Origin of the sequence: Sphingobacterium chuzhouense, from assembly GCF_014692525.1 — a bacterium.
Lineage (GTDB): Bacteria > Bacteroidota > Bacteroidia > Sphingobacteriales > Sphingobacteriaceae > Sphingobacterium > Sphingobacterium chuzhouense.
Genome location: NZ_JACNYL010000004.1, coordinates 30,275 through 51,741, shown reverse-complemented (window position 1 = coordinate 51,741; position 21,467 = coordinate 30,275). Strand labels below are relative to the sequence as shown.

19 protein-coding genes are annotated in these 21,467 nt (G+C 41.9%); 2 read left to right on the top strand and 17 right to left on the bottom strand.

Features of this window, described 5'->3' with window-relative positions; all coding sequences use genetic code 11:
• Positions 1-4: 4 nt before the first annotated feature.
• The 3 genes from H8B21_RS16405 to H8B21_RS16395 form a co-directional block, all read right to left on the bottom strand.
• Positions 5-766, bottom strand: a complete 762-nt coding sequence (locus H8B21_RS16405; RefSeq protein WP_190314885.1) for a glycerophosphodiester phosphodiesterase family protein — start codon at positions 764-766, stop codon at positions 5-7.
• Positions 767-851: 85 nt separating this feature from the next.
• Positions 852-1,508 (bottom strand): HD domain-containing protein, encoded by a 657-nt coding sequence (locus tag H8B21_RS16400; protein ID WP_190314883.1) that lies wholly within the window; start codon positions 1,506-1,508, stop codon positions 852-854.
• The gene (locus H8B21_RS16395; RefSeq protein ID WP_190315190.1) at positions 1,505-2,752 is read right to left on the bottom strand and encodes a THUMP domain-containing class I SAM-dependent RNA methyltransferase; all 1,248 of its coding nucleotides are present in this window, start codon (positions 2,750-2,752) and stop codon (positions 1,505-1,507) included. The genes H8B21_RS16400 and H8B21_RS16395 overlap by 4 nt, the downstream gene beginning before the upstream one ends.
• Positions 2,753-2,823: 71 nt before the next feature.
• Here H8B21_RS16395 and H8B21_RS16390 point away from each other — a divergent pair, with 71 nt between their 5' ends.
• Entirely contained in the window at positions 2,824-3,198 is a 375-nt protein-coding gene (locus H8B21_RS16390) for a DUF3127 domain-containing protein (protein WP_190314881.1), read from the top strand.
• A 65-nt stretch (positions 3,199-3,263) separates the two neighbouring features.
• On the opposite strand, the gene H8B21_RS16385 is transcribed toward H8B21_RS16390, so the two are convergent.
• From H8B21_RS16385 to H8B21_RS16370, 4 genes are all read right to left on the bottom strand, one after another.
• Positions 3,264-3,689, bottom strand: a complete 426-nt coding sequence (locus H8B21_RS16385) for a hypothetical protein (protein ID WP_190314879.1) — start codon at positions 3,687-3,689, stop codon at positions 3,264-3,266.
• 115 nt (positions 3,690-3,804) lie between these two features.
• Positions 3,805-4,446, bottom strand: coding sequence for a hypothetical protein (locus H8B21_RS16380; RefSeq protein ID WP_190314877.1), 642 nt, complete (start codon positions 4,444-4,446; stop codon positions 3,805-3,807).
• Complete coding sequence (locus H8B21_RS16375) at positions 4,436-4,984, bottom strand: RNA polymerase sigma factor (RefSeq protein ID WP_190314875.1); 549 nt, start codon at positions 4,982-4,984, stop codon at positions 4,436-4,438. Before H8B21_RS16375 ends, H8B21_RS16380 begins: the two co-directional genes overlap by 11 nt.
• Positions 4,953-5,342 (bottom strand): hypothetical protein, encoded by a 390-nt coding sequence (locus tag H8B21_RS16370; RefSeq protein ID WP_190314874.1) that lies wholly within the window; start codon positions 5,340-5,342, stop codon positions 4,953-4,955. The genes H8B21_RS16375 and H8B21_RS16370 overlap by 32 nt, the downstream gene beginning before the upstream one ends.
• 73 nt (positions 5,343-5,415) lie before the next feature.
• Here H8B21_RS16370 and H8B21_RS16365 point away from each other — a divergent pair, with 73 nt between their 5' ends.
• Entirely contained in the window at positions 5,416-6,153 is a 738-nt protein-coding gene (locus tag H8B21_RS16365; RefSeq protein ID WP_190314872.1) for a hypothetical protein, read from the top strand.
• 82 nt (positions 6,154-6,235) lie between these two features.
• Here H8B21_RS16365 and H8B21_RS16360 read toward each other — a convergent pair whose 3' ends face one another.
• Genes H8B21_RS16360 through H8B21_RS16315 form a run of 10 tightly spaced genes read right to left on the bottom strand, consistent with a single transcriptional unit; the run spans position 6,236 to position 21,222 of the window.
• Positions 6,236-7,492: a YeiH family protein gene (locus H8B21_RS16360; protein WP_190314870.1), complete on the bottom strand. Its 1,257-nt coding sequence runs from the start codon at positions 7,490-7,492 to the stop codon at positions 6,236-6,238.
• A gap of 50 nt (positions 7,493-7,542) precedes the next feature.
• Positions 7,543-8,448, bottom strand: a complete 906-nt coding sequence (locus H8B21_RS16355; RefSeq protein WP_190314868.1) for an epimerase — start codon at positions 8,446-8,448, stop codon at positions 7,543-7,545.
• Positions 8,445-9,878, bottom strand: coding sequence for a phytoene desaturase family protein (locus tag H8B21_RS16350; protein ID WP_190314866.1), 1,434 nt, complete (start codon positions 9,876-9,878; stop codon positions 8,445-8,447). The genes H8B21_RS16355 and H8B21_RS16350 overlap by 4 nt, the downstream gene beginning before the upstream one ends.
• 32 nt (positions 9,879-9,910) lie before the next feature.
• A complete protein-coding gene (locus tag H8B21_RS16345; protein WP_190314864.1) occupies positions 9,911-11,983 on the bottom strand; it encodes a TonB-dependent receptor plug domain-containing protein in 2,073 nt (690 codons plus the stop codon).
• A gap of 17 nt (positions 11,984-12,000) precedes the next feature.
• Entirely contained in the window at positions 12,001-13,257 is a 1,257-nt protein-coding gene (gene soxC / locus H8B21_RS16340; protein ID WP_190314862.1) for a sulfite dehydrogenase, read from the bottom strand.
• Positions 13,258-13,263: 6 nt separating this feature from the next.
• On the bottom strand, positions 13,264-13,875 hold the full coding sequence (locus tag H8B21_RS16335; protein WP_223815100.1) for a c-type cytochrome: 612 nt from the start codon (positions 13,873-13,875) through the stop codon (positions 13,264-13,266).
• Entirely contained in the window at positions 13,868-15,475 is a 1,608-nt protein-coding gene (locus H8B21_RS16330) for a hypothetical protein (RefSeq protein ID WP_190314860.1), read from the bottom strand. The genes H8B21_RS16335 and H8B21_RS16330 overlap by 8 nt, the downstream gene beginning before the upstream one ends.
• 20 nt (positions 15,476-15,495) lie before the next feature.
• Entirely contained in the window at positions 15,496-16,833 is a 1,338-nt protein-coding gene (locus H8B21_RS16325; RefSeq protein WP_190314858.1) for a DoxX family protein, read from the bottom strand.
• A 14-nt stretch (positions 16,834-16,847) separates the two neighbouring features.
• Complete coding sequence (locus H8B21_RS16320) at positions 16,848-18,185, bottom strand: RagB/SusD family nutrient uptake outer membrane protein (protein WP_190314856.1); 1,338 nt, start codon at positions 18,183-18,185, stop codon at positions 16,848-16,850.
• Between the two features lie 7 nt (positions 18,186-18,192).
• Positions 18,193-21,222, bottom strand: a complete 3,030-nt coding sequence (locus H8B21_RS16315) for a SusC/RagA family TonB-linked outer membrane protein (RefSeq protein ID WP_190314855.1) — start codon at positions 21,220-21,222, stop codon at positions 18,193-18,195.
• Between the last annotated feature and the right edge of the window lie 245 nt (positions 21,223-21,467).

Here is a 21,467-nt window from a genome sequence, read left to right as displayed (position 1 = left end):
AATATTATTTTTTTAGAATGCTATTGAGTAATTCCGGTTCGTCCGTCGTGATGTAGTCAATCTTCTGTTCTATAAAATGATGCATATCATCCTCCCGGTTCACCGTCCATACATTGGTTTTAAGTCCTAATTTCTTTGCCTCTCCGATCCACTCGGGGTGTTTCTTATAAACCGACAAATGATAGTCCAGCCCGCTCAAGCCTGCGGCTTTTATTTCCTGCGGGGATTTATCGCCATTGAGGTAGTGAACTTTTGCTTTCTTATCCAACTCTTTAAGTTTCAAACAGGCATCGTAACTAAACGCGATATATTCCACTTGTTTTCCAGCTTTCAACTTCTTTACTAAAGCCACCGATAGCTCTGCTGCTTTTAACGTTCTTTCTGTACCGAGCTTATTTGTCTTAAGCTCATAAATCAACTTGGTTTTTTTCTGCTTCAGCCCCTCTTTTAGATATTCCTCTGCAGTGGGAATGCTTTCTCCGTTGGGATGTTTTTTAGCAAGCAATTCTTCGTAGGTTGAGGTCGCTATGTCTATTCCATAAAAGTCTTGGTCATGGGTTACAACCAATATATCATCTTTTGTTAGATGTACGTCAAACTCTGTACCCCAAGCTTTTTGTTCGACTGCTTTATTTAAGGACGCGATTGAGTTCTGAGGCACCTCGGTATTTTTCCAAGATCCGCGATGCGCGATCATTTCTGTTTGCGCCGTAGCTCCCATGTGCATAACCGTTAATAAGGTGAAGATTACTAGTGTTGCTTTCATATCATACATGAATAAGGTATACTTTTGATTGATCTATTATTTAATTTCTACGAATATACCCAATTCAGATTAAGATAGTGTTAAATCACCTTTCTCCGTTCCATTCGCCATAAAATTGTTGCAAAAAGGATTCCATAAAATAATGGCGATGCTTGGCAATCTGCTTCGCTGTATCGGTATTCATCTTATCCCGCAACAGCAATAGTTTTTCGTAAAAATGGTTGACGGTGGGTGCCGTCGTATTTTTATAGGCTTCCTTACTCAGTTGTTTTTGAGGTGGAATATTGGGGTTATATATTTCTCTATTTTTAAACCCACCGTAATGGAAAGCCCGCGCAATACCAATTGCTCCAATGGCATCCAAACGATCCGCATCTTGCACAATCTCTAATTCCTTGGAATGAAAATCAATTTGTCCTAAAGACGCTTTGTACGACATGTTGAATATAATCTGCTGTACATGTTCTATCCGACTATCATCTAAGCCCAAGCTATGTAGGAACTCGCCTGCAATACGTGGCCCTACCTGTTCATCGCCATGATGAAACTTACTGTCGGCAATGTCATGCAGCAAAGCAGTCAATTCACAAACCAGCGCATCAGCTTCCTCGGTTTGCAGAATCAGCTTCGTATTATTCCATACACGCTGAATATGCCACCAATCATGACCTGCTTCGGCATTTCTCAGCTTTTCCTGTACGAATACCGCTGTTCGCTGGATAATCGTCTTGTCATCTATCATTTTTTATCCTGTACCCGGATGAGTTTATGTATCTTACTCCCTGTTGGACTTTCGTCTGCATCTTTGCTTGTTTTTGATTCAGACAATTTATCTTTCGAACCTTCATACAATTCGTATTGCAGTAACCTACAATCTAGTTTACCGCTAAAAAACTCAAACCTCCGGGAAGCTTGCAAGCCGATTTTTTTTGCCAAATCAAGATTTCCAGTAAATATATAACCACGATATCCCTTGCACTCCTGCTTCATAAAGTCGCCGATCCGCTTATAGGTTGCTTCCAGCTTAGCGTGCACACCTAGACGCTCGCCATATTCGGGGTTAAACATGATCACGCCGTTTTCTTTGGGGACGGTCGTTTTTGCAAAATCGCCTACTTCAAAGGTAATTAGATGCTCCACGCCTGCCGTCCTTGCATTCGATTTCGCGATCTCTATCGCCACATCGGATATATCCGAAGCGATAATAAGCGGGAGATTTTTTTTGTCCGTCAAGTCTTTCAGTCGACGACGTTCCTCAAAAAAAACCTCCTCATCGTAGCCGATAAAATGCATGAAAGAATAATTCATCCGTTGTAGACCGGGCATACGTTTTTGTGCCATGAGGGCTGCTTCAATGGCTAGCGTTCCCGAACCGCACATCGGGTTTATGAACGGTGATTGACCATCCCACTGGGTAGCCATAATAGTTGCGGTAGCAAGTGCTTCCAGCATGGGCGCTTTGCCGGGATGTTTCCGATAGCCATGCTTGGCGAGTGTCTCGCCGGACGTATCTAAAAAAATCTCTGCCCTATCATCTATCCAGTGCAGATGGATAACCGCCCGGTTTAGTTCCGGCCCGGTATTAGGACGTACGCCTTTTTTATCCTTGATACGATCTACAATCGCATCTTTTACCTTGACATTCGCAAAGAGCGGTGTCGTAATGGTCTCATTGTGCACATTGGATGTCACCGAGAAATACCCATCAAACGGTATCAGCTCATCCCATGCGATAGTCACGAGCGCTTTATAAAGCTCATCAGCATTCCTGGCACGAAAAGATTTTATTTCATAAAGAACCTGACTCGCCACACGCAGGTTCAGATTCAGCCGAATACATTCATTTATAGAGGCATTGACCTCTACGCCTGTATTAAAGGCACGGACAATATCAAAGCCTAGTGCTTCCACTTCTTGCGCTAAATAAGGCGACAAGCGTCTGTTGCACGTGATAATAACTTTATTGGGGGTGTTGAAAACTTCCATCATCTTTTTGCAAAGTTACTTATTCTGCTTAGCAAAAAATGCTTAATTTTACAGTTTAATACGTTTTTGATATGGAAATAAGAGGAAAAGTTCATGAGATAGGCGCTACGCAACAGGTCACTGAATCTTTCAAAAAAAGAGATTTGATCGTTGCTTACGCAGAAAACCCACAATTTGTAGAATACATTCGCTTTGAGGCAACGCAAGACCGCGTTAGTATATTTGATAACTTAGCCGTTGGCGATGATATAGAGGTTTCGTTTAACTTACGTGGACGCCCCTGGACTAATAAAGAAGGGGTAACCACATATTTTAATTCCTTAGTTGCATGGCGAGTAACAAAACTTGCCAATACAGCACAACAGGCGCAAGCACCAGGTCAAATGGACATGCCTCCTGTCGATATATCATCTTCGGGAGCTGATGATGACGACTTACCTTTCTAAGTAAAAATTTTAAAGCAACGAGGCAGCCTTATGTAAGGCTGCCTCGTTGCTTTACGTGAATTTAATCACCTTATATGAATATCCCTCGCGTTTCTTGGTTTTCTTTTAAGCGTATTAATTTCCCCAAGTTTACTAGTTACCCGGATCGTATTTTTATCCATTATTTCAATATGGAAGGGGCTCTCCGTTAGTTTTTTATCTGATACGATATCTTTCGTATAAACATTCAATGAAATATGCTGTGGGTAATCATCCACATTGACGTATTCATATTTCTTGAGGATACTCTGGGCATGTGGATTGTCACGAAAAGTAAAATTAATACAATCTCCTCCAAAAAAATGCATGCTTTGTAAGCGTGAATCGGCTGTTTCCTCAATAACCCAATTTCCGTTCAGAAATTTGTTGATCTGATTGAGGCGGTCGTTTTTTTCAGCGTGAGGAAATATAAACAACAGCGCGATGAAACCAATAATTTTCGAAACCATCATCTTTCTATTATTATTATTCGTTCAACAAAAATGACAACTATTTTATCAACAGAAAGTTACGAACTTTTTTGTAAAATACAAATCGCGAGCGAATCCATGTGTTTTTACAGCCGCTCTACTCCGGAAAAACAATTTCAATACGCCCCTCTTTTCCTTCCCACTTCGGGCCTTTCTGTAAAACCTGTATGATCTCTTCATAGATTGGCTGATTCTTGCCTACCTGTGGCTGTATATCATATGGAAGCCCATCTTGTCCCACTTTGAAGCGAACCTTTAACCGCTTTTCCGTATTTACGCCAGAATAATGCGTCGATACAAATGCAGAAAATGCTTCCCAACCACCTACCGGCTGCGCATCACCGGTAGGCAATGAATGTACAACCGTCTGTGTAAGGGCATCATCCATCAGTTCCACCTCCGTTACGTTGGTGTTCTGTCCATTAGGCAGATGACGGATCAATAAGAGCGTACACACCGCAATAAACATCACAGCTCCTACCATCCCAATTGCTAAACGCTGCCAGCTAAAATAAAATCTATTCTTACGTTGAGCGTGCTCTGCTATGCGCCGCTCGAGCCGTTGCTGCAATAAGCTCAACGATTTTACATCAACTCCCTGCTGCATCTTATAGCCATCAATCGCATCTTGTAAGAATGGATCGTCCAACGCTTCCCGCTCCAACGCATGCATTTCCTCCCGACTCATTAAGCCGTGTATATAGTTATGTATTCTTGACAGTTGATAGTTATTTTCCATTTTTCCCACTCTCCATACAAATTTTCAAGTTTCTTTTCCCATTCTGGATATAGCTCTTCACCTTGTTTAAGTCGTATCCGGTCTCCTCCGCAATATCCTTATAGCATTTTTGCTCCAGATAAAACAGGCGTACACAAACTGCTTGATCGGGAGAAAGGGTTTCCAGACAGTCATGCACTTTATTAAAATCATCTTCCGTCCATTTCCCCTCATCGTCCATTACGAGCTTCTGCTCACTTTCGGACATATTTTCTTCAATATCCACATGCATTTTGCCTTTCTGCTTTCGGAGTTCCATCAAGCAATAATTCCGGGCAAACACATACAACCAGCTTTTGAAATTATCTACCTCATGCACACGAAGCTTATGTACCAGCTGCTCAAAGATCTGCATCACCGCATCTTGACTCGCTGCCTGTTCTTGAAAGTACTTAAAGCACACACCGTATAGCAAAGACATATAGGGCGCGTATAGTTGTCCCAATACCTGCAGATCGCCCGTCTGCTTATAATATACGAGTTGTTCTTTTTCGTCCATACGCAATTATCCAATAAGAGGATGCTGAAAGATAGCAAATTCCATAAGAAAACTGTAAAGAAATAACATCATCCGCGAAAATACGTGAACCCGACGACGAAGCAGAATCAGGACGCGGATAAAGATAAGACAGCCTATCCCCAAATTGCCCGTGAGTCCATATTGAGTCCACATTAACTGCGCCATAATGCCACCTATTTCCGTTTAATTTTGCATTCACCACGCTATCATAATCCGGACAACCTTTTTTCAGGGGCAAGTTGCTCAGGGTTTGGTAATAAATTGTCTTGTTACAGACCGTTGCGAAAATGGCAAGGCCTTCTCGAAAAGCCATTACGAAAATGGCAAGAGCGCTCATACACATTTTTCAAATTTCTTAAAAATTCACATTTATTTGATTTACAAACACTTGATTCATTAATTTCACGGTTATGAAAATAGCAGCAAATGGTGCAATTCGAGGTTTAGTTGGGAATCTCGTGGCACGAAAAATTGGGAATCAACAAATTCTACAGTCTAGACCTCGTAAGGCTAAGCAAACCGTTGCCACCAAAAAAGCCTCTATCGATTTTGGTCAAGCCAGCAATGCTGGAGGCTTTGTCCGGTCGGCTTTATCGGACACACATCTAAACTTATATGATTGCCGTATGGTGGGGCGACTTAATGGACAAATATTGCGTGCCATGCGAGCTAACCCCGACCAAATACCGGGCAAAATGTGTCTTCAGCACGGTAAACTGAATCGCCTAGCGAACTTCCAGTTCAATGAAAAGAGCAATACGCAGGATTATCTCAATTTTGACATCGAATTATCGCTTCACGAGAACAACTTACTCACTATAGATATTCCGAAGTTTAAAAAAGATCGTGATATCACATTTCTTGACGCTGCCGGAAAAATGATTGTTGTTATAAACGCGATGGCTATCGATTTCGTCAAAGCAGAATATCATATAGTATCGTACACAGAAATAGAAATTAATTGTGCGCAGTTAGAAGGCTGGCGCGAAGCGGAGCGAATAGAGGTGGATTGCACGCCAGTCATGGGATGCGTAATTTTTGTTGGGTTATCGGTTTTGTATTTTAATAACTCCCGAGGCAGGGATATATTAATTAATTCCAAAGCACTTCATCCAGCAAGTATTGTAGGTGCATTTAACATTGCATAAGAGATTGTAGCAGAACCACCGCAAAGGCAAGCAAATGAGGCTGTCTCCAATTTACGGAGCCAGCTTCTTTTGCGTTAATAACCTACCCAAATAACAGCAAGGCGATTACCAAGGTCACGATAATATTGAATCCCTGTGCGATCAGAAACGCATAAAGTGGTTTCTTATTGTTGTGCACAAACAGGTCTTTAAAATTCGTTTCCAAACCGATCGATGTAAAAGCCAATGCAAACCATAAGCCTTGTATACTTTTCAGCTCCTCTTTTACGTTTCCGACCTGTTCGGGACTAATAACAAAAGAGAACAAAAGAGAAGCAAAGATAAATCCTATTACAAACTTAGGGAAACGTTCCCAAATAATCTTTAAAGTCGGTTTCTCGGCATGTTCCGCACTTTTGGAATGCGAATATGTCCAGTAGATACTGATAGCAAAGGCCGCAATTCCGAGCAGTACATTTTGCGAGAACTTAACAATTGTACTGATCTCTAAGGCACGTTCACCTACTAACGACCCCGACGCAACGACCGCGCCAGTCGTATCAATACTGCCCCCGAGCCATGCACCCGTGACCTCTTGCGACAAACCCATCCATTCTGCAATATAGGGCATAAAAATCATCATCGGCACCGCTGTAATCAGGACCAACGAAACCACATAGGATAGCTTCTTGGGATCACCTTTAATAGCTCCAGATGTAGCAATAGCAGCCGACACTCCACAAATGGACACCGCTGATGAGAGCATCATAGACATTTCTTCGTCAATCTTCAGTTTTTTGCAAAGCCAAAAGGCGAAATACCAAACTGATAGTACCACGACCAGCGCCTGAACAAGTCCTAAGGCTCCCGCCTTCAATATATCACCAAAAATAACCGTTGTTCCGAGCAATACCAATCCGATTTTTACATACAATTCCGTCGAAAGTGCCTCCTTAAACCATGTTGGTAACGTAAAAAAATTGCTGATCAGCAAACCGATTCCCAAACTAAAGATAACCGCTTCCAAGTTATATTCGCGCACCGTGCTATTGCCTGCCAAGATCAAAGCGAATATGGTTAATACAAAAATAAAAGGAAAAACTATGAACAGCGGCTTTAACGGTTTCCCTAGCAAGAAAGCCCCCAGCAGTGCGATAATGAATACCAACAAAAATTGCTTACCGATGGCTAATAGATTGTTTGCCGAAAGAATTTGACCAAAGAGAACATCTGTTGTATCCCAAGAAAAAGCTGGTTTGGGTACCACAACGCCAAATAGGGTTAAAAAAATGATCGCTAATCCCAGTATCACAACGACCCAGTCTTCGCTGATCGCTATACTTAATTTAGAAGATGACATTTGATATTTTATGTAATAGTTGAATAATGAAGATGACAATATAAGTATTATTATACTAAATCGGCCAACGCTTCCTTGATATTTCCTAACTTAAAGACAAATCCGTCTTCAATGGTATATTTGGTGGTCGCCGGAACACTCTGAAGTAGAATACTTGAATCGACACCTTTTACAAACGAACCGATATGCGCCATGATCCGAGGAAGGGGTAATCCAAAAGAAACACCTACGCTTTCTCGGAGCGCTTTCATAAATGTAGCATTCGTTACCGGATGGGGACTGCATGCATGGTAAACGCGTCGAGGACGCGTCTGTTCTATTATCCATTGTACCAACGCCACAAAATCCTGCTGATGAATCCAACTAACATATTGACTTCCATCTGCAACGTTACCTCCCAGTCCCCATTTTGCTATAGGAAGTAATTCTGCAAACATGCCCTGTTGTTTAGATAACACCGGACTAACGCGAAGTATTACTTTGAACGTGTCCGATAGATCAAACGCTGAAAAAGCAGCCTCCCACCGCCGGGTCAGTTGAGCTAAATAATCTGTTCCCACCGCAAGACTCGTTTCATCCTGCAGTTCCTCTAATCCAGAAAAAATAGATATACCAGAAAAGTTGATCCAAAGCCTAGGTGGTTTATCACATTGGCTTATTGCTCTTCCCAAAGCATCGGTCGGCAAAATGCGGGAACGTTCCAGAATGGCCCTGTTTTCCGATGTAAAGCGACACTGTATACTTTTACCACTCAAGTTAATCACGGTGTCTACTCCCTCCAAAGCATGGACCCAAGCCCCCAGATGTTCTCCGTCCCAAAACACATACGTTACTCCGTCTTCTTTCTTATTCCGTTGCCGGGATAAAATCACGACTTCCCATCCTACATCCAGAAACGCGGCCTTTAATAGCGTTCCCAAATGGCCGGATCCTCCAGCAAGCACAATTTTCCTCATAACGTCACATCAATATTAAAATGGTCCTTTAAAATTAATTTGGCAGCATGAAAACCTGCCATGCCATGCACCCCCCCCCCGGGAGGTGTAGATGAAGAGGCGATATATATGTTTTTATTCGACGTACGGTACGGTGTGAAAGACAATGTCGGTCTGGTATACAACTGATAGATATCCATTAAACCGCCATTAATGTCTCCGCCAACGTAGTTAGGGTTGTATGCCTCTATATCAATGGTATTCATAGTTGATCTAGCTAGGATGGTGTCCTTAAATCCGGGCGCAAAACGTTCTATCTGATTCTCAATATGTGCTGTAAAGTCTACCGTAGATCCATTCGGAACATGGCAATATGCCCATCCGGTGTGCTTCCCCTCCGGCGCACGTAAATGATCAAATTGGCTAGGTTGGGCAAATAATACAAATGGTTTTTGTCCTATCCTACCCATATGCGCATTCTTTTCATAATTTGCAATTTCTTCAAATGTATTGCCGATATGTACCGTAGCGGCTTGCTGACATCGTATGTCTCGAAAAGGTGTAGGATCAGATAGAGCCCAGTCGATCTTGAAAACACCCATCCCCTGTTTAAATCGTCCTAGCGATCTCCTGTATGTCTCGGAAAAACCTGTACCTTGCAACTGCAAAATTTGACGCGGCCCCATATTAACTATCAAAATCTTATGATCGGGTAATTGTGTTATATTCTTGACCCACAAACCTGTTTGTATTTCACCTCCTAGTGAAAGATAGTATGCTGTCAGTGCATCAGCGATGGACTGTGAACCACCTTTGGGAATGGGCCAGCCATAACGATGTCCTACTGCCATCAATACCAGTCCGATGGCAGAGGTAGCCCAGTTGGACAACGGTTGTATGCCATGTGCTGCCACTCCTCCCCATAATGCTTTTGCTTTTTGTGTCTTAAACGACGACGCTGTCCACGTAGCCGGTTTTAACGCTTTTAACCCAAAGCTTGCCAAATCCAGCGGATGACGAGGGAAACGCAAAGGCCCCATGGTATCCAGGGCCAAGCTGTCCCATCGGTTAATTAGGGGTAGAATCAATTTTTTATAGGTACGCGCATCAATACCTAAATCTTTTGCGGTTTCGTCCACACTATTAAACAACAGGGCCGAATCACCATTGTCCAAAGGATGTACTGCAGCATAAGTCGCCTGGATAAATTCCAGTCCATATTCTTCTAAGGGCAATGAACGCATAAAGGGGGAAGCCATCGCCATAGGGTGTATGGCTGAACAAACATCATGCTTAAAGCCCGGCAGGGTCAATTCTTTCGTACGCAGACCTCCTCCTATGGTATCAGCCCCCTCCACAATCAACGTAGAAAATCCTTGTCGCTGCAAAGTAATCGCTGCCGCAAATCCATTTGGACCCGAGCCTATTATAATAGCATCGTATTTTTTCATTGTCTTACTAAGTTACTTACTTTCAGCTAACATCAAAACCTATAGGATAAAGCCGTCAGAAACGACCTTCCTTCTCTCGGATAACCTAAAGCCAAATAATAATCTTTATCTAATAAATTCCGAACACTCAAATCTAGCGAAATACCACTAATGAGAGGAATGGAGAACTTCGCATGCAATAACGTAAAGTCCGGTGCTGCATCTCCTGTACTTGTAATATACCGTTTACCATAATGCTCAACACTGATAAGAAAAGCTGATTTAATTTTTGGAATATCAACTTTAGTATACCCCATAACTTTATGGTTCGGCACATCTGTAAACTTCTCGTCGTTTCCAGTTTTGTCCTTTAATGCGATAAAGCTATAGTTAGCGCCCAAACTTAAAAATGACAACGGCTGATATCCAAAAGCGAGTTCATAACCTTGAGACACCGCTTTTCCGATATTGACATTTTGGTTAACTGGATCGCCATTGTCCAGTTCACCAACCGTCCGTACAAGGATAGCATCATAAATGTCATTTATAAAACCGGACAACTCATACTGAAATACAGTACCTATTTCCCCGGAATATGTCAGGTCAAATATCCATGCATACTCCGATTTCAGACCGGGATTGGGCACTTGGCTTCCGAATCGACTTGAATATCGTTCTTTCTGTGAAGCAAAGCGCGTTCTTTTCGAGGCCGATAGGGTAATTTTATGGTTATCAACAGGCTCAACAACCAATCCTCCCTTGTAGTCAAAGGCTTGATTTGAACCCGTCGGAAAATCAAATAATACGTCGCGCTCGCCTGTATCATAATGTGTGCCGTATTCCTGTGCTTTGGTATTCCTTCTGGTATTGTAAGACAACCCCAAAATACCTTTTACAGATGAATTTAGCACGATAACATCTTCCACCCCTACAAAAAAAGTATGATCATTATACTCTTGAACGGGTTCTCCCGCCTTAAAATTTTGTCCAACCTCCAAACGCTCTGCAATTTCGCGATTATGCTCCCGGTGCACATCAAATTTTTGATTTAAGGAAAACGTAATAACATTATTTTTGATAGCCTCCGAAGTAAGATTTATTATTCCGCCAAGTGCATAATCATCATATACACTCGCGAAAGAAGAGTTCTTATTTTGCAATAGATATTCGTTGTCGTCATATTGCCTCATCTCATTAAAATAGGTATCATAATATCCTGTCACATGTAAAAAAGTCTTTTCCGCAAGCAACGTTTTTGTTTTGAAATAGGCACTTTTTTTATCATAAACAGGATAATCTCTCCAATTGCTATTCCCTGTCAGCAGTACATTTGGAGAAATAGCTTTATTTGCATTTTGATAAATAAAACTCAAGGAATATTCATCTGTTTCGTTTGGTGTATAGCCAACTTTTCCGCTCAATTTTATATCTTGAGAAGAAGCGTGGTTTCTTTTTCCTGCGTCCTGTAAACTGCTGTTCGTTGGTTCAAATTTATTAGATAGCACAAAATCTTTTCTGTCCAAAATAGAAACAGAACCGAGTGCGTAATACGTGTTTTGTCTGGTCCCCACATTAAAAGAAGAAAAATATCCATTTGCGGCATCGCCTTTTGCCGATATTAAGCCAGATTGCCCGTTGATATCTAGTTTTTTTAACGGTTTTTTGGAAATGATATTGACGGCACCGCCCATGGTATTTGGTCCGTATTGCACCGATACCAAACCTTTATCTACGGAAATGCCTTCTATATCAAATGTATTAAATCTACTCAAATCAAAAGTCCCGTCGTAAGGGGTATAAATGGGAATGCCATCATAAAAAACAGGCGTCCGCAGGGAATTAAAACCTCTTACCATAATACTGCCCTCATTCCTAGCTCCAAGCTGCGTAATGCTAACACCAGGCAATAAATTGACGGCTTCAACCACATTGTGCTTGTTAAAGTTCTGTATCTGCGTTGCCGAGACGCGGTTGATCAGTCCTTTGTCAGATCCTTTCCCAAAAATGATAATTTCCTGAATAGCATAATAGCGGCTTGTACTATCATCCGGTTCAACCTGCGCAAAAGTCTCTTGAACAAATAAACAAATAAGCGAAGCCATCATTATCTCAAAAACTCTTTTCATATTACGTTATTATACGTTTAGATATCCTTGATATCTGCTAGGTATACTTCCCCGCTTTTCTCGATATCCCATCCCACGACAGGGTTAAAATGGTAACCTCCTCTTGATTCTCTGGCTTCTACAAGCTGATTGTACGTAGGTTGCTCATACCCCGTCTCATCAATAGCTTTACTCAGGACGCGTGTTGGTTTTCCATCCCAGTTCCACATGTATTTAAATGCCGTATGTGCCTTCTCTAAAACCGGTCCCTGTAAATGTGCCTCCTGCCAAGTTTTGCCGTTATCTACACTGACGAGGACTTTCGTCACCTTTCCCCTACCACTCCATGCTATGCCTCGTAATTCTTGCCAGCCTTTTTCAATTTTTTTCGGATAAGCAGGATAGGTGACAATAGACCGAGCATCCATTACAAAGCTCATCATCCGTATTTTTCCATCTTTGACTTTCTCTGTATATTTCGAGGTTTCCTCCCGGGTCATCACCGGCTCGTCTGTCACTTCAATACGCCTCAACCATTTGATTTGTGTATTGCCTTCGAAACCGGGGATAACCAGTCGCATAGGGTATCCTTGCGCCGGCCGGATGGCCTCTCCATTCTGACCGTAAGCGATAATAGCCTCTGTTAGTGCTTCCTGCAACGGTACACTGCGTGCCATCAGCGCGCCGTCAGCCCCTTCTGCCAACAACCATTTAGCCTCCGGTTTAACTCCGAGATCCCGTAATATGGTAGACAGCAATACACCTGTCCACTCACTCTGGCTGGTTAAACCACATACTTCTCCCGGCGTCATTTCCCTTTTGCCATACCGAAAATTACCGGAACACTCAATAAAACAAATTCGCGATACCGAGGGGTATTTTTTGAGGTCTGAAAGCTTTAACCGTATAGGTTTTTCGACCAAACCGTGAATCAGTAATTCGTGCTGTGCAGGATCTATCTCGGGTATACCTGCGTGGTGTCTTTCAAAGTGCAGATCCGAAGGCGTAATCGTGCCTTGAAGATCTTCCAAAGGCGTCCGTGAGGCCGTTGCATACGTGGCGATACGCTTGGGGCTATCGAATTTAGAACGATGTCCCAATTCGGATGATGGCGCTCCTTGTACCTTACTGGGATCAACAATAATCTTTGAGTCAAAGTTTGGTTCTATAACCTGATCGGATGTATGTTGATACACCACAAAAACTACCGTCACAATTAAAAACACGACAACGGTGACTGTCAACCAACGGACAAGCTTCTGTATTTGCTGAAAATGTTCTTTTTCTACTGACATAGTATTTTATCTTATCTCTGGACCTCCACGCCGATCATCCAATACGTATCTTTTCTTTGCTGGCATCTCTACCTGCGGCAAGGTCTTTTCCGTAATAACAAACTCTTCTTCTATGATACCATTCAAATACAGCAAATAGGCGGTGATATCATAAACCTCTTGATCGGTCAATGAGCCGGGGGCCTCAAACGGCATGGCGCGACGGACGTAATCAAAGATAGTCGTCGCGTAAGGCCAGTAATTGCCGATGGTATTTCTTCCGGTCGAGTCGGTGACCAGTTTATCTTCGGGTCCTTCATATCCATTGACGCCATGACAACTGGCACATTTATTTTGGTACACTGCGGCGCCATTTTTCGCCCTGCCTTCGCCTTTCGGTAATCCTTTTCCGTCTGGTCGAACATCGATATCCCATTTGGCTATAAAACTTTTATCTGCTGATTTTCCTATTTCAAATTTATCCGGCCATGTTGCTTCGTACGCTGCAAGTCCGTCCGACCAATTTGCTTCATGTCGCTGCACTTGCGTTACAGCAGATATATGATCAGCACGATTGCAGTAGGTCAGACAAATAACAACACAAGCAAGCATGATATGTATCGCTCCTGTTTTAATCATATTGTCCTGCGACCAATTTACCTGGCGTGAGTTTATAATCCTTGAAAACCTTATCCAAGACCACGTAAAGTGAATCTCGATTTTCGTCTATCCCTTCCAAGATAACTTTATTGCCATTATCAAATACTGTGTAATTGACCACAAAACGCTGTCTCACTTCTTTTTTTGCTAATTCATCTGCTTTGGCAAACTCGCGGATGCGTCGTGTCGTCCTTGCTTTGGGATGTACATCATTTACCTCATTCGCAAACTTATGTTTAATAGAATCGGGAATCCATTCCCCCAGTGAAATCGCCGGGACATCAGCATATGCCTTTTGGTCTTTCAGATAATTTCGAACCCCTCCATCACCACCTTCACCCGCTGTTACATTACGTGGATCGGGAATAAGTTTAAATTTGTCTTCTAAGTACAATGTTTTATTGTCCGTGTCTGCATAGTAATGGAAAGCACGTTGACCTCCCGCCACACCCGAGAGTTCAAATGTACGGTTCACATCTCGCTTGGGATCACCGCCACCATTTGACAAATCTAATCGCAACGGTCTATTGACACGGAAAGTCAATGTAGACCATTTCTCAAAAGTTACAGACTGCCAACGGACGGTGTCGTATGGATTAAACGGCCTTGTCTCTCCGTTTAATTTAAATTCCGTTACGTTATAATTACCCCGCAACGCCTTAACACCTGCGGAAGAGGGCTGTTTATAAGGATCGTAGCGATAGTCAATGTATTGCAGATAGAAAAAGACACCCACAAAAACGAAAAGGGTCAATGCCTTAAGACCGATCCTAAAATAATTAAATGTAGAGCCAAACTTGGGTAGATATAGTTCCACTTTTGCGGGTATTTCTTTTACAAATAAGTCATAAAACGGCTTGTAATAAGGAACCAGCAAAAATAAACTCAAAAGTACGAAGTAAGAACTGTAAACATGTACACCCCCGTTGTAAGCAAAATTCACCACAACAATGGCGCCCAATGCACCCACAAGCAAAGCTGCTCCAATAGGAACTGTTTTTCTGAAAAACAACAAAGTGCCTGCCCCCACTTCTAGTATGCCGGCAAATACCTGATACCAGGGTACGATACCAAACGAGAGCCAAAAAATCTTTTGCGCAGTTAAATCGCCATAATCGGTATCTAAGATTCCCAAAGAAGGGTAAGGCATCTGCACCGGAAAAAGTTTTGTAAAACCAAAGCCAATAATTCCCAAACCTGCCCTATATCGCACGACAACATTGAGCCAATAAAACAGCTTATTGTACTCCGATCGCTCTCTTTTCAACAGTTTTAGAACAAATGTCCAAATAAACCCTGCTATAATAGAAAAGAATAAGGTGTTGACCCAAATGCTGTACCCCTCCAAACGAAGTCCAAAGGTAGTTCGACCAAACCAATTTACACCTGATCCAAACCGACAGACGTCATACAGATCCCTGTAATCCAGATTAAACCAGTCTATGGCAAACACATGTTTATACCACAGCGGGTTATTCGGTATCGATATGATGATAAAGAAAACAAAGCTGATACGAAAAGCGATGAGTTGAAAGGTAGTCCATTGCTTCTTGCCTTGCGATAGATTATTAACTGACATCTTCAAATGATTTTAAATGTTTACAACTTATACCCTAAGCCTCGACGACCATTTTTTTTGACCTCATACAACAGGTACTTTTTATCTACCTTACTAAGCCCTACCTGTAATCTGTCTCCTTGTGCGTTAAAACCCACCAAGTTCACATGGAGATCATCTGGTCGTTCCACCTTAAATGTGTAGGTATCCTCCTGATAATTTTTATTTGGATTTTTAAGGTAGATACGGTCTTTCGTAATATCATAGCGATAATACAGACGATCTCCGACATGCGTGTATTCATAATCTCTGCTCTCATCTTCCCGTTGAAAAAAAGCCGTTGGCGGTTCATCTTTGAAGGTCGTATTTACTTTTCGCACGCTTAACGTATTCCATTTTTCGAATACGACATCTTTCCACCTTACGCTATCTGTCGGCGAAAAAGCCAATGTATCGCCATTCAGCACAAAAGTATCCACCAAATATTTTCCTTCGATAGCCGGTAAACCAGCCTCGCTTGGGTAATGTAACGATTGATTTGGATGCTGGTAAACAGAATAGGATCTAACACCTGTTAACACAATAAAAACAAAGACGAAAACCGCTTTAAGTGGTAATCGCCATTTTGACCAGCTTACTTTTTGCCAATCCAATTTCCAGCTTGCAGGTAATGTTTCTTTAAAGTTGACAATTAGTGATCCTAAACGCTGAACATCGTACACAAAAATGGGGAAGGTCAACAAGACGATATATGTCGATACAAAATAAGTAGGCCCTTGATACGCTAGATCCGCCAGAAACGCATTTCCATAAAATGGCACGACAAAAATGACGGCCAGAAAAGCTGTTTTCCGAAAGAGCAATAATACCGCAGCAATAACTTCAACAATACCCAAAAACACCAAGTAGGCCGGAGCTGCGGATAAACTTAACAACAAATGTTTCCAATCTGCAAAATAACCATACGCTGTATTTAAGTGGCTCAAAGATAGTTCCGGAGCAAAAATGGGGAATAACTTGAGAAAGCCGGCCACAAACAATATGGCAGCCAGCTTAAATCGTACAAATATTCTCAAATAATAATAGTACAGCTGTTCTCTATCAGCACTTACGGGATTTTCCTTTTTCAGCCAAATAGCTGCTCCTACCAATGCAATAATGAAGATCAACACCCAATCATATATGCCACTCTGTTCGCCAAAATAATGGGGCAAAAAGGTAACTAAATGGAATATATCTGCAATAAAATATTCCCAACTGATCGTAAACAACGTTTTATAAAAATCTGGTTGCAAAGGCAAACTAAGCAACAAGATAAAGAGTATGCTTACACGAAGAAAATACTTCTCCCATGCATGATTTTGAAAATACGGTGCCATTTTGCGTAAATAGTTTATGATGAATAATTGGGGTTTTGTTTAAGTGCTGGATCGGCCAGTATCTGGCTATATGGAATTGGCAACAATAATCGGAATGACTCGGTTACACCTAATACCTGTTGCGCACGGCCTGTTCGCACCAAATCAAACCAACGGTGTGCTTCGAACGCAAATTCCAAACGACGCTCATCCTCAATCCACAGCAAAACATCAGTTTTGCTCGTCGTATATGACCTGCCTACAAGCAAAGCCCGTTCTCTAACGCTATTAAGGTCATCGACCGCCAGATCATACTCTTCCAATTCAGCATAAGCTTCAGCGCGGATAAGATAGAGCTCGGCGATACGAATCACATAAGTGGGGTCGGCGCCCGTACTTCTATAATATAAATCACCATACCAGCGATTTTGATTATCCCTTGCTATTAACTGGCTGCGAGCACCAGCTGTACTAGCATTTGTCAATAAAGCGATCAGTTCCTCACTAGGCGCCCATTGCCTAGTCCCACCATTGGTTTGCGGCTGCCATTGCGCTCTATGAGGATTTGCTTCATTGGCGCTGTAAAATAGTTCGAATACAGATTCTCTAGTTCCTGTAACGTTATTTTTAAAGAATGAATAATAAGGAGCGATTAGTTCATAATTGGATTGATCATCAATCAATAGTTTTGCATAGTCTCTCGCCTCTTCCCAATTCTTCTGATACAAATGGTATCGAGCCTTTAAAGCCCAGACCGTTTTCTTGGTAAAAGCAAAACGATCGGTTGCGGAAGGTAAAAGATCTTCCGCTAGATTCAAATCATCGATCACTTGTTGATACGTCTGTTCAACTGTACTACGTTCTATTCCTATATTATCCCCTACTTTCTCTGTTGGTTCTGTTATTAACGGAACTCCACCCCATACACGAACTAAATCAAAATAGGCTAATCCGCGAATAGCATATGCTTGTCCTAACACATTATCTTTTACAGCAGCCGGTATTCCATCTCCTTCATAATTGTCTAGCGTATTAATTACGTTATTAGCTCGGTTTATCGTCGTGTAAATCCCGTTCCATGTAGATGCTATTGTTGAATTCTCGGGATTGACTATATTGTTGATAAACTCCTGCACCTGCGACTGTGATCCTGTCCATTGGACGTTATCCCCGGACAAGTAGGCGATGGACTGATAATCTACACTATAGTAACTTCTTAGTGCATCATACACCCCGCTAATCGCTGCGTTCGCGGATGTTTCATCTTTGATTATACCTTCTCCTGAGATAGATGACTTGGGGTCTACCTCTAAGAACGAAGAGCAGCTCGTGAATAGGACGATGTAAAATAAATATAGAAATTTTGTTCTCATGACTCTCTTATAAAGTTAAATTAACACCTAGTTGAAAACTTCTGGGCTGTGGTGGTGTTCCCAAATCAATCCCTTGTTGATTTGCTGCACTATTTGCTGCAGATTCGGGGTCAAGCCCCGTGTATTTTGTAATCGTAAATAAGTTGGTTGCCTGAGCATATATCCTCAACTTAGACAAAGGCAATTTCCCTAGGTTCTTCGCCGTAAAATTATACCCCAAACTCAATGTTCTAAATCTTAAATAGGACCCATCTTCCAGCCATCTACCGCCGCCATCTTTATAGTTATTATTATTGACCCCATCTGAACGTGGGACATCTGTGATATCTCCAGGTTGTTGCCAGCGATCCAGATTAGATTTAAAAATGATACGCGCCGCATCCCTAGCTCCTCCGGCTTCCCCGAAAAAACGATTATGATTATATATTTTGTTGCCGACTGAGAACGTAAAGAATGTGCTTAAATCAAAGTTTTTATAGGAAAAATCGTTACTTAAACCTCCAAAATAGTCTGGCCAGATACTGCCCAGAATTTGTCTGTCATCGGTTGTTATGCGACCGTTACCGTCCACATCTTCGTATACAGCATCCCCTGTCTGGGGGTCTACATATAATTGGTTGTACACCCAAAATGAATACATTGGAAATCCCTCTCTAAACTGGATGAGATCTCTACTTCCATAATTTTGAGGCGTTTCTAATTTTTCGATGTTGTTGATATTACGGGCAATATTAAATGAGGTATTCCAAGAGAAAACATCGCTATTGATATTCAACGAACTAATGCTCAACTCAAACCCTTTATTGCTAATCTCCACAGCGTTGTTCGTAAAACTGCTAAAACCTGTTGTTCCGGGCAACACTTCGGTCAATAAACCGTCGGTCGTATATTTATAATAATAGTTTAAGGACGTAGTCAATCTGTTATTTAATAAGGCGGCGTCTAAACCTAGGTTAAACTGTGATGTAGTTTCCCAGCTAAGCTCCTGATTGGCTAGTTGCTCGGGAAAAATACCTGCAACTCCTCGATAAGACGACCCTACTCCGGACCACAATTGCCGTGAAGCAAAGGAATTGATACCATTCTGATTACCGGTCAGACCATAACTGGTTTTTAATTTTAAGTCATCCAAGAAGGCAACATCCTGTAAAAAGCTTTCTTTACTTAAACGCCAAGCAACACCGATTGCCGGAAAGTACCCCCATTGATATCCTTTATTGAATTTTGAAGATCCGTCTGCACGTAGTGAAAAATCCAATAGATATTTATCTTCAAACGCATAATCCACTCTGCCGAAAAAAGAAGCCAACTTATATTGGTCCCAATCTTGGTTACTTGTTGTCGTGGCAGCGGTATTGATGAGTGTAAAGTCATCCGTTGCGAAGCCCCGACCTTCTGCCGATGTTAGGGAAAAATAACTTCCCTGTAACGTGTTACCTAATAATGCACCGATAGTATGTCGAGCATCTAATCTTTTCCTGTATGTTAATGTTTGCTCGTTGATCCATGTTGTCGATTGAGAAATTGCAGAAGTTGCTAATCCGTTAGCACCACTTCCGGCAATCAGCAATTTATTCCAGTACTCGTGCTCATTGTAATTATTATAATCCACACTAAATGTCGAACGAAATTTCAAAGCCGGTGTAATCTGGTATTCACCATAAACATTTCCAATGTAGCGCAAACTTGTCGACCCGACATCATAATTATCTAATAACAAGGTTAAATTATCAAATCCAGCTCTGCCAACCAGGACACCTTCTTCATTGTAGGGCGATAGATACGTCGGTGTATGCAATGCCGCCTGCAGAATACCTCCTTGAGGACCATCCCCTGCCCGACCTTGGTTGCGACCCGTTCTCGAAATACCATTACTCGAACCTATTTTCAGATTATTGTTTACCTTTTGGTCTAAATTAAAACGAAAATTTGCCCGGTCAAAGGAGATTGGCTTCAATATAGACTCTTGCTTATTATACCCTGCGCTTAAATAATAAGCTGTATTCTCACTACCTCCATATACAGATAAATCTACGTTATGAACTCCTGCCGTCCGGAATGCCTCCGCCAATCTGTCGTATGTTTGCTGTTCAGAAGGTAGCCCTCTCCCCCCGTCTGCAACGGGTCTAAATGGTTCAGCCTGACCAATATTTCTAAAATACTCGTTCACTAATTCAGCGTGTTCAGGTCCGGTAGTTAATTCCCACAATTTGGCGGCTTTTCCTCTTCCAGAATAAAGGTTGACATCAATCTTTGCCGATTGCGAATTTTTCCCTCGCTTCGTCGTAATCAAAATAACCCCGTTTGCGCCTCTTGATCCGTATAAGGCTGTTGCCTCAGCATCTTTCAGCACTTCGACATATTCAATATCAGAAGGGCTCAAGTCGGCTATGGGAGAAGTCGCTTTACCTCCTGTATTGATGGTTTGAAGGCTTTCTGAATTCAGAAAAACACCGTCAATAACATATAAGGGATTATTATCTGCATTAATAGAGGTCGCTCCTCGCAGACGGACGTGTAATGCTTCCCCGGGAATCCCTGTACTAGCCGCGACTTGCATACCCGCAACTTTACCTTGCAGCTGTGCGTCAAAACTTCCTGTGGGAATATCTTTAACAGCTTGTTGAGATACCCGGTCTACGGCACCAATGAGATTCTTTTTGGCTATCGTGGTATACCCTACGACGACAACTTCATCCAGATCTTCCGTAGATCGATTTAACTCGATGACAGTCGATGATTTTTCAATGACAAGATTTTGCGTTCGGTAGCCTACTGATGTGACTGTAAGTCTAAAAGGTAATTTTTGACCTGTTACAAAGGAAAATCTTCCATTTCGATCGGTTTTCACGCTGTGCGTGACAGCTTCCAATTGTACGGTGGCACCCTCGATGGGGTCTTTTGTTGTTGCATCAATAACGCTCCCGACAAGGGAAGCATTAATAATAGGTTTTGTTTCTTGTGCCCACACTGTTATAACAGAAGCCCAAATTAAAAAAACAGAAAGCGAGTATCGGAATACTCCACAATATCTCATAGTTTGCGTGTTTGATAGTGAATACTGACAAGTGCCAACGCCAATTGAACTTGTTATTTGCTTATTAAATCAAAAGGGAGGTATTAACTTCCCTTTTTGCTTTTTATTTAGAGAGGAAAATTAACAAGTGCACATTCGCATTCGGAGTGAAAGACAATAAAGATTGACAAAATCACGTATTGCGCGAAGAGAAAAAAGTAGGGTCTGGTAGAAAGTTTTCATATTCTGTTTAATTTTTAAATACT

Excerpts from the sequence above, each read along its gene's own strand:
- H8B21_RS16405 (WP_190314885.1), bottom strand. The coding sequence starts at position 766 with ATGAAAGCAACACTAGTAATCTTCACCTTATTAACGGTTATGCACATG.
- H8B21_RS16400 (WP_190314883.1), bottom strand. The coding sequence starts at position 1,508 with ATGATAGATGACAAGACGATTATCCAGCGAACAGCGGTATTCGTACAG.
- H8B21_RS16395 (WP_190315190.1), bottom strand. The coding sequence starts at position 2,752 with ATGGAAGTTTTCAACACCCCCAATAAAGTTATTATCACGTGCAACAGA.
- H8B21_RS16390 (WP_190314881.1), top strand. The coding sequence starts at position 2,824 with ATGGAAATAAGAGGAAAAGTTCATGAGATAGGCGCTACGCAACAGGTC.
- H8B21_RS16385 (WP_190314879.1), bottom strand. The coding sequence starts at position 3,689 with ATGATGGTTTCGAAAATTATTGGTTTCATCGCGCTGTTGTTTATATTT.
- H8B21_RS16380 (WP_190314877.1), bottom strand. The coding sequence starts at position 4,446 with ATGGAAAATAACTATCAACTGTCAAGAATACATAACTATATACACGGC.
- H8B21_RS16375 (WP_190314875.1), bottom strand. The coding sequence starts at position 4,984 with ATGGACGAAAAAGAACAACTCGTATATTATAAGCAGACGGGCGATCTG.
- H8B21_RS16370 (WP_190314874.1), bottom strand. The coding sequence starts at position 5,342 with ATGAGCGCTCTTGCCATTTTCGTAATGGCTTTTCGAGAAGGCCTTGCC.
- H8B21_RS16365 (WP_190314872.1), top strand. The coding sequence starts at position 5,416 with ATGAAAATAGCAGCAAATGGTGCAATTCGAGGTTTAGTTGGGAATCTC.
- H8B21_RS16360 (WP_190314870.1), bottom strand. The coding sequence starts at position 7,492 with ATGTCATCTTCTAAATTAAGTATAGCGATCAGCGAAGACTGGGTCGTT.
- H8B21_RS16355 (WP_190314868.1), bottom strand. The coding sequence starts at position 8,448 with ATGAGGAAAATTGTGCTTGCTGGAGGATCCGGCCATTTGGGAACGCTA.
- H8B21_RS16350 (WP_190314866.1), bottom strand. The coding sequence starts at position 9,878 with ATGAAAAAATACGATGCTATTATAATAGGCTCGGGTCCAAATGGATTT.
- H8B21_RS16345 (WP_190314864.1), bottom strand. The coding sequence starts at position 11,983 with ATGAAAAGAGTTTTTGAGATAATGATGGCTTCGCTTATTTGTTTATTT.
- soxC (WP_190314862.1), bottom strand. The coding sequence starts at position 13,257 with ATGTCAGTAGAAAAAGAACATTTTCAGCAAATACAGAAGCTTGTCCGT.
- H8B21_RS16335 (WP_223815100.1), bottom strand. The coding sequence starts at position 13,875 with ATGATTAAAACAGGAGCGATACATATCATGCTTGCTTGTGTTGTTATT.
- H8B21_RS16330 (WP_190314860.1), bottom strand. The coding sequence starts at position 15,475 with ATGTCAGTTAATAATCTATCGCAAGGCAAGAAGCAATGGACTACCTTT.
- H8B21_RS16325 (WP_190314858.1), bottom strand. The coding sequence starts at position 16,833 with ATGGCACCGTATTTTCAAAATCATGCATGGGAGAAGTATTTTCTTCGT.
- H8B21_RS16320 (WP_190314856.1), bottom strand. The coding sequence starts at position 18,185 with ATGAGAACAAAATTTCTATATTTATTTTACATCGTCCTATTCACGAGC.
- H8B21_RS16315 (WP_190314855.1), bottom strand. The coding sequence starts at position 21,222 with ATGAGATATTGTGGAGTATTCCGATACTCGCTTTCTGTTTTTTTAATT.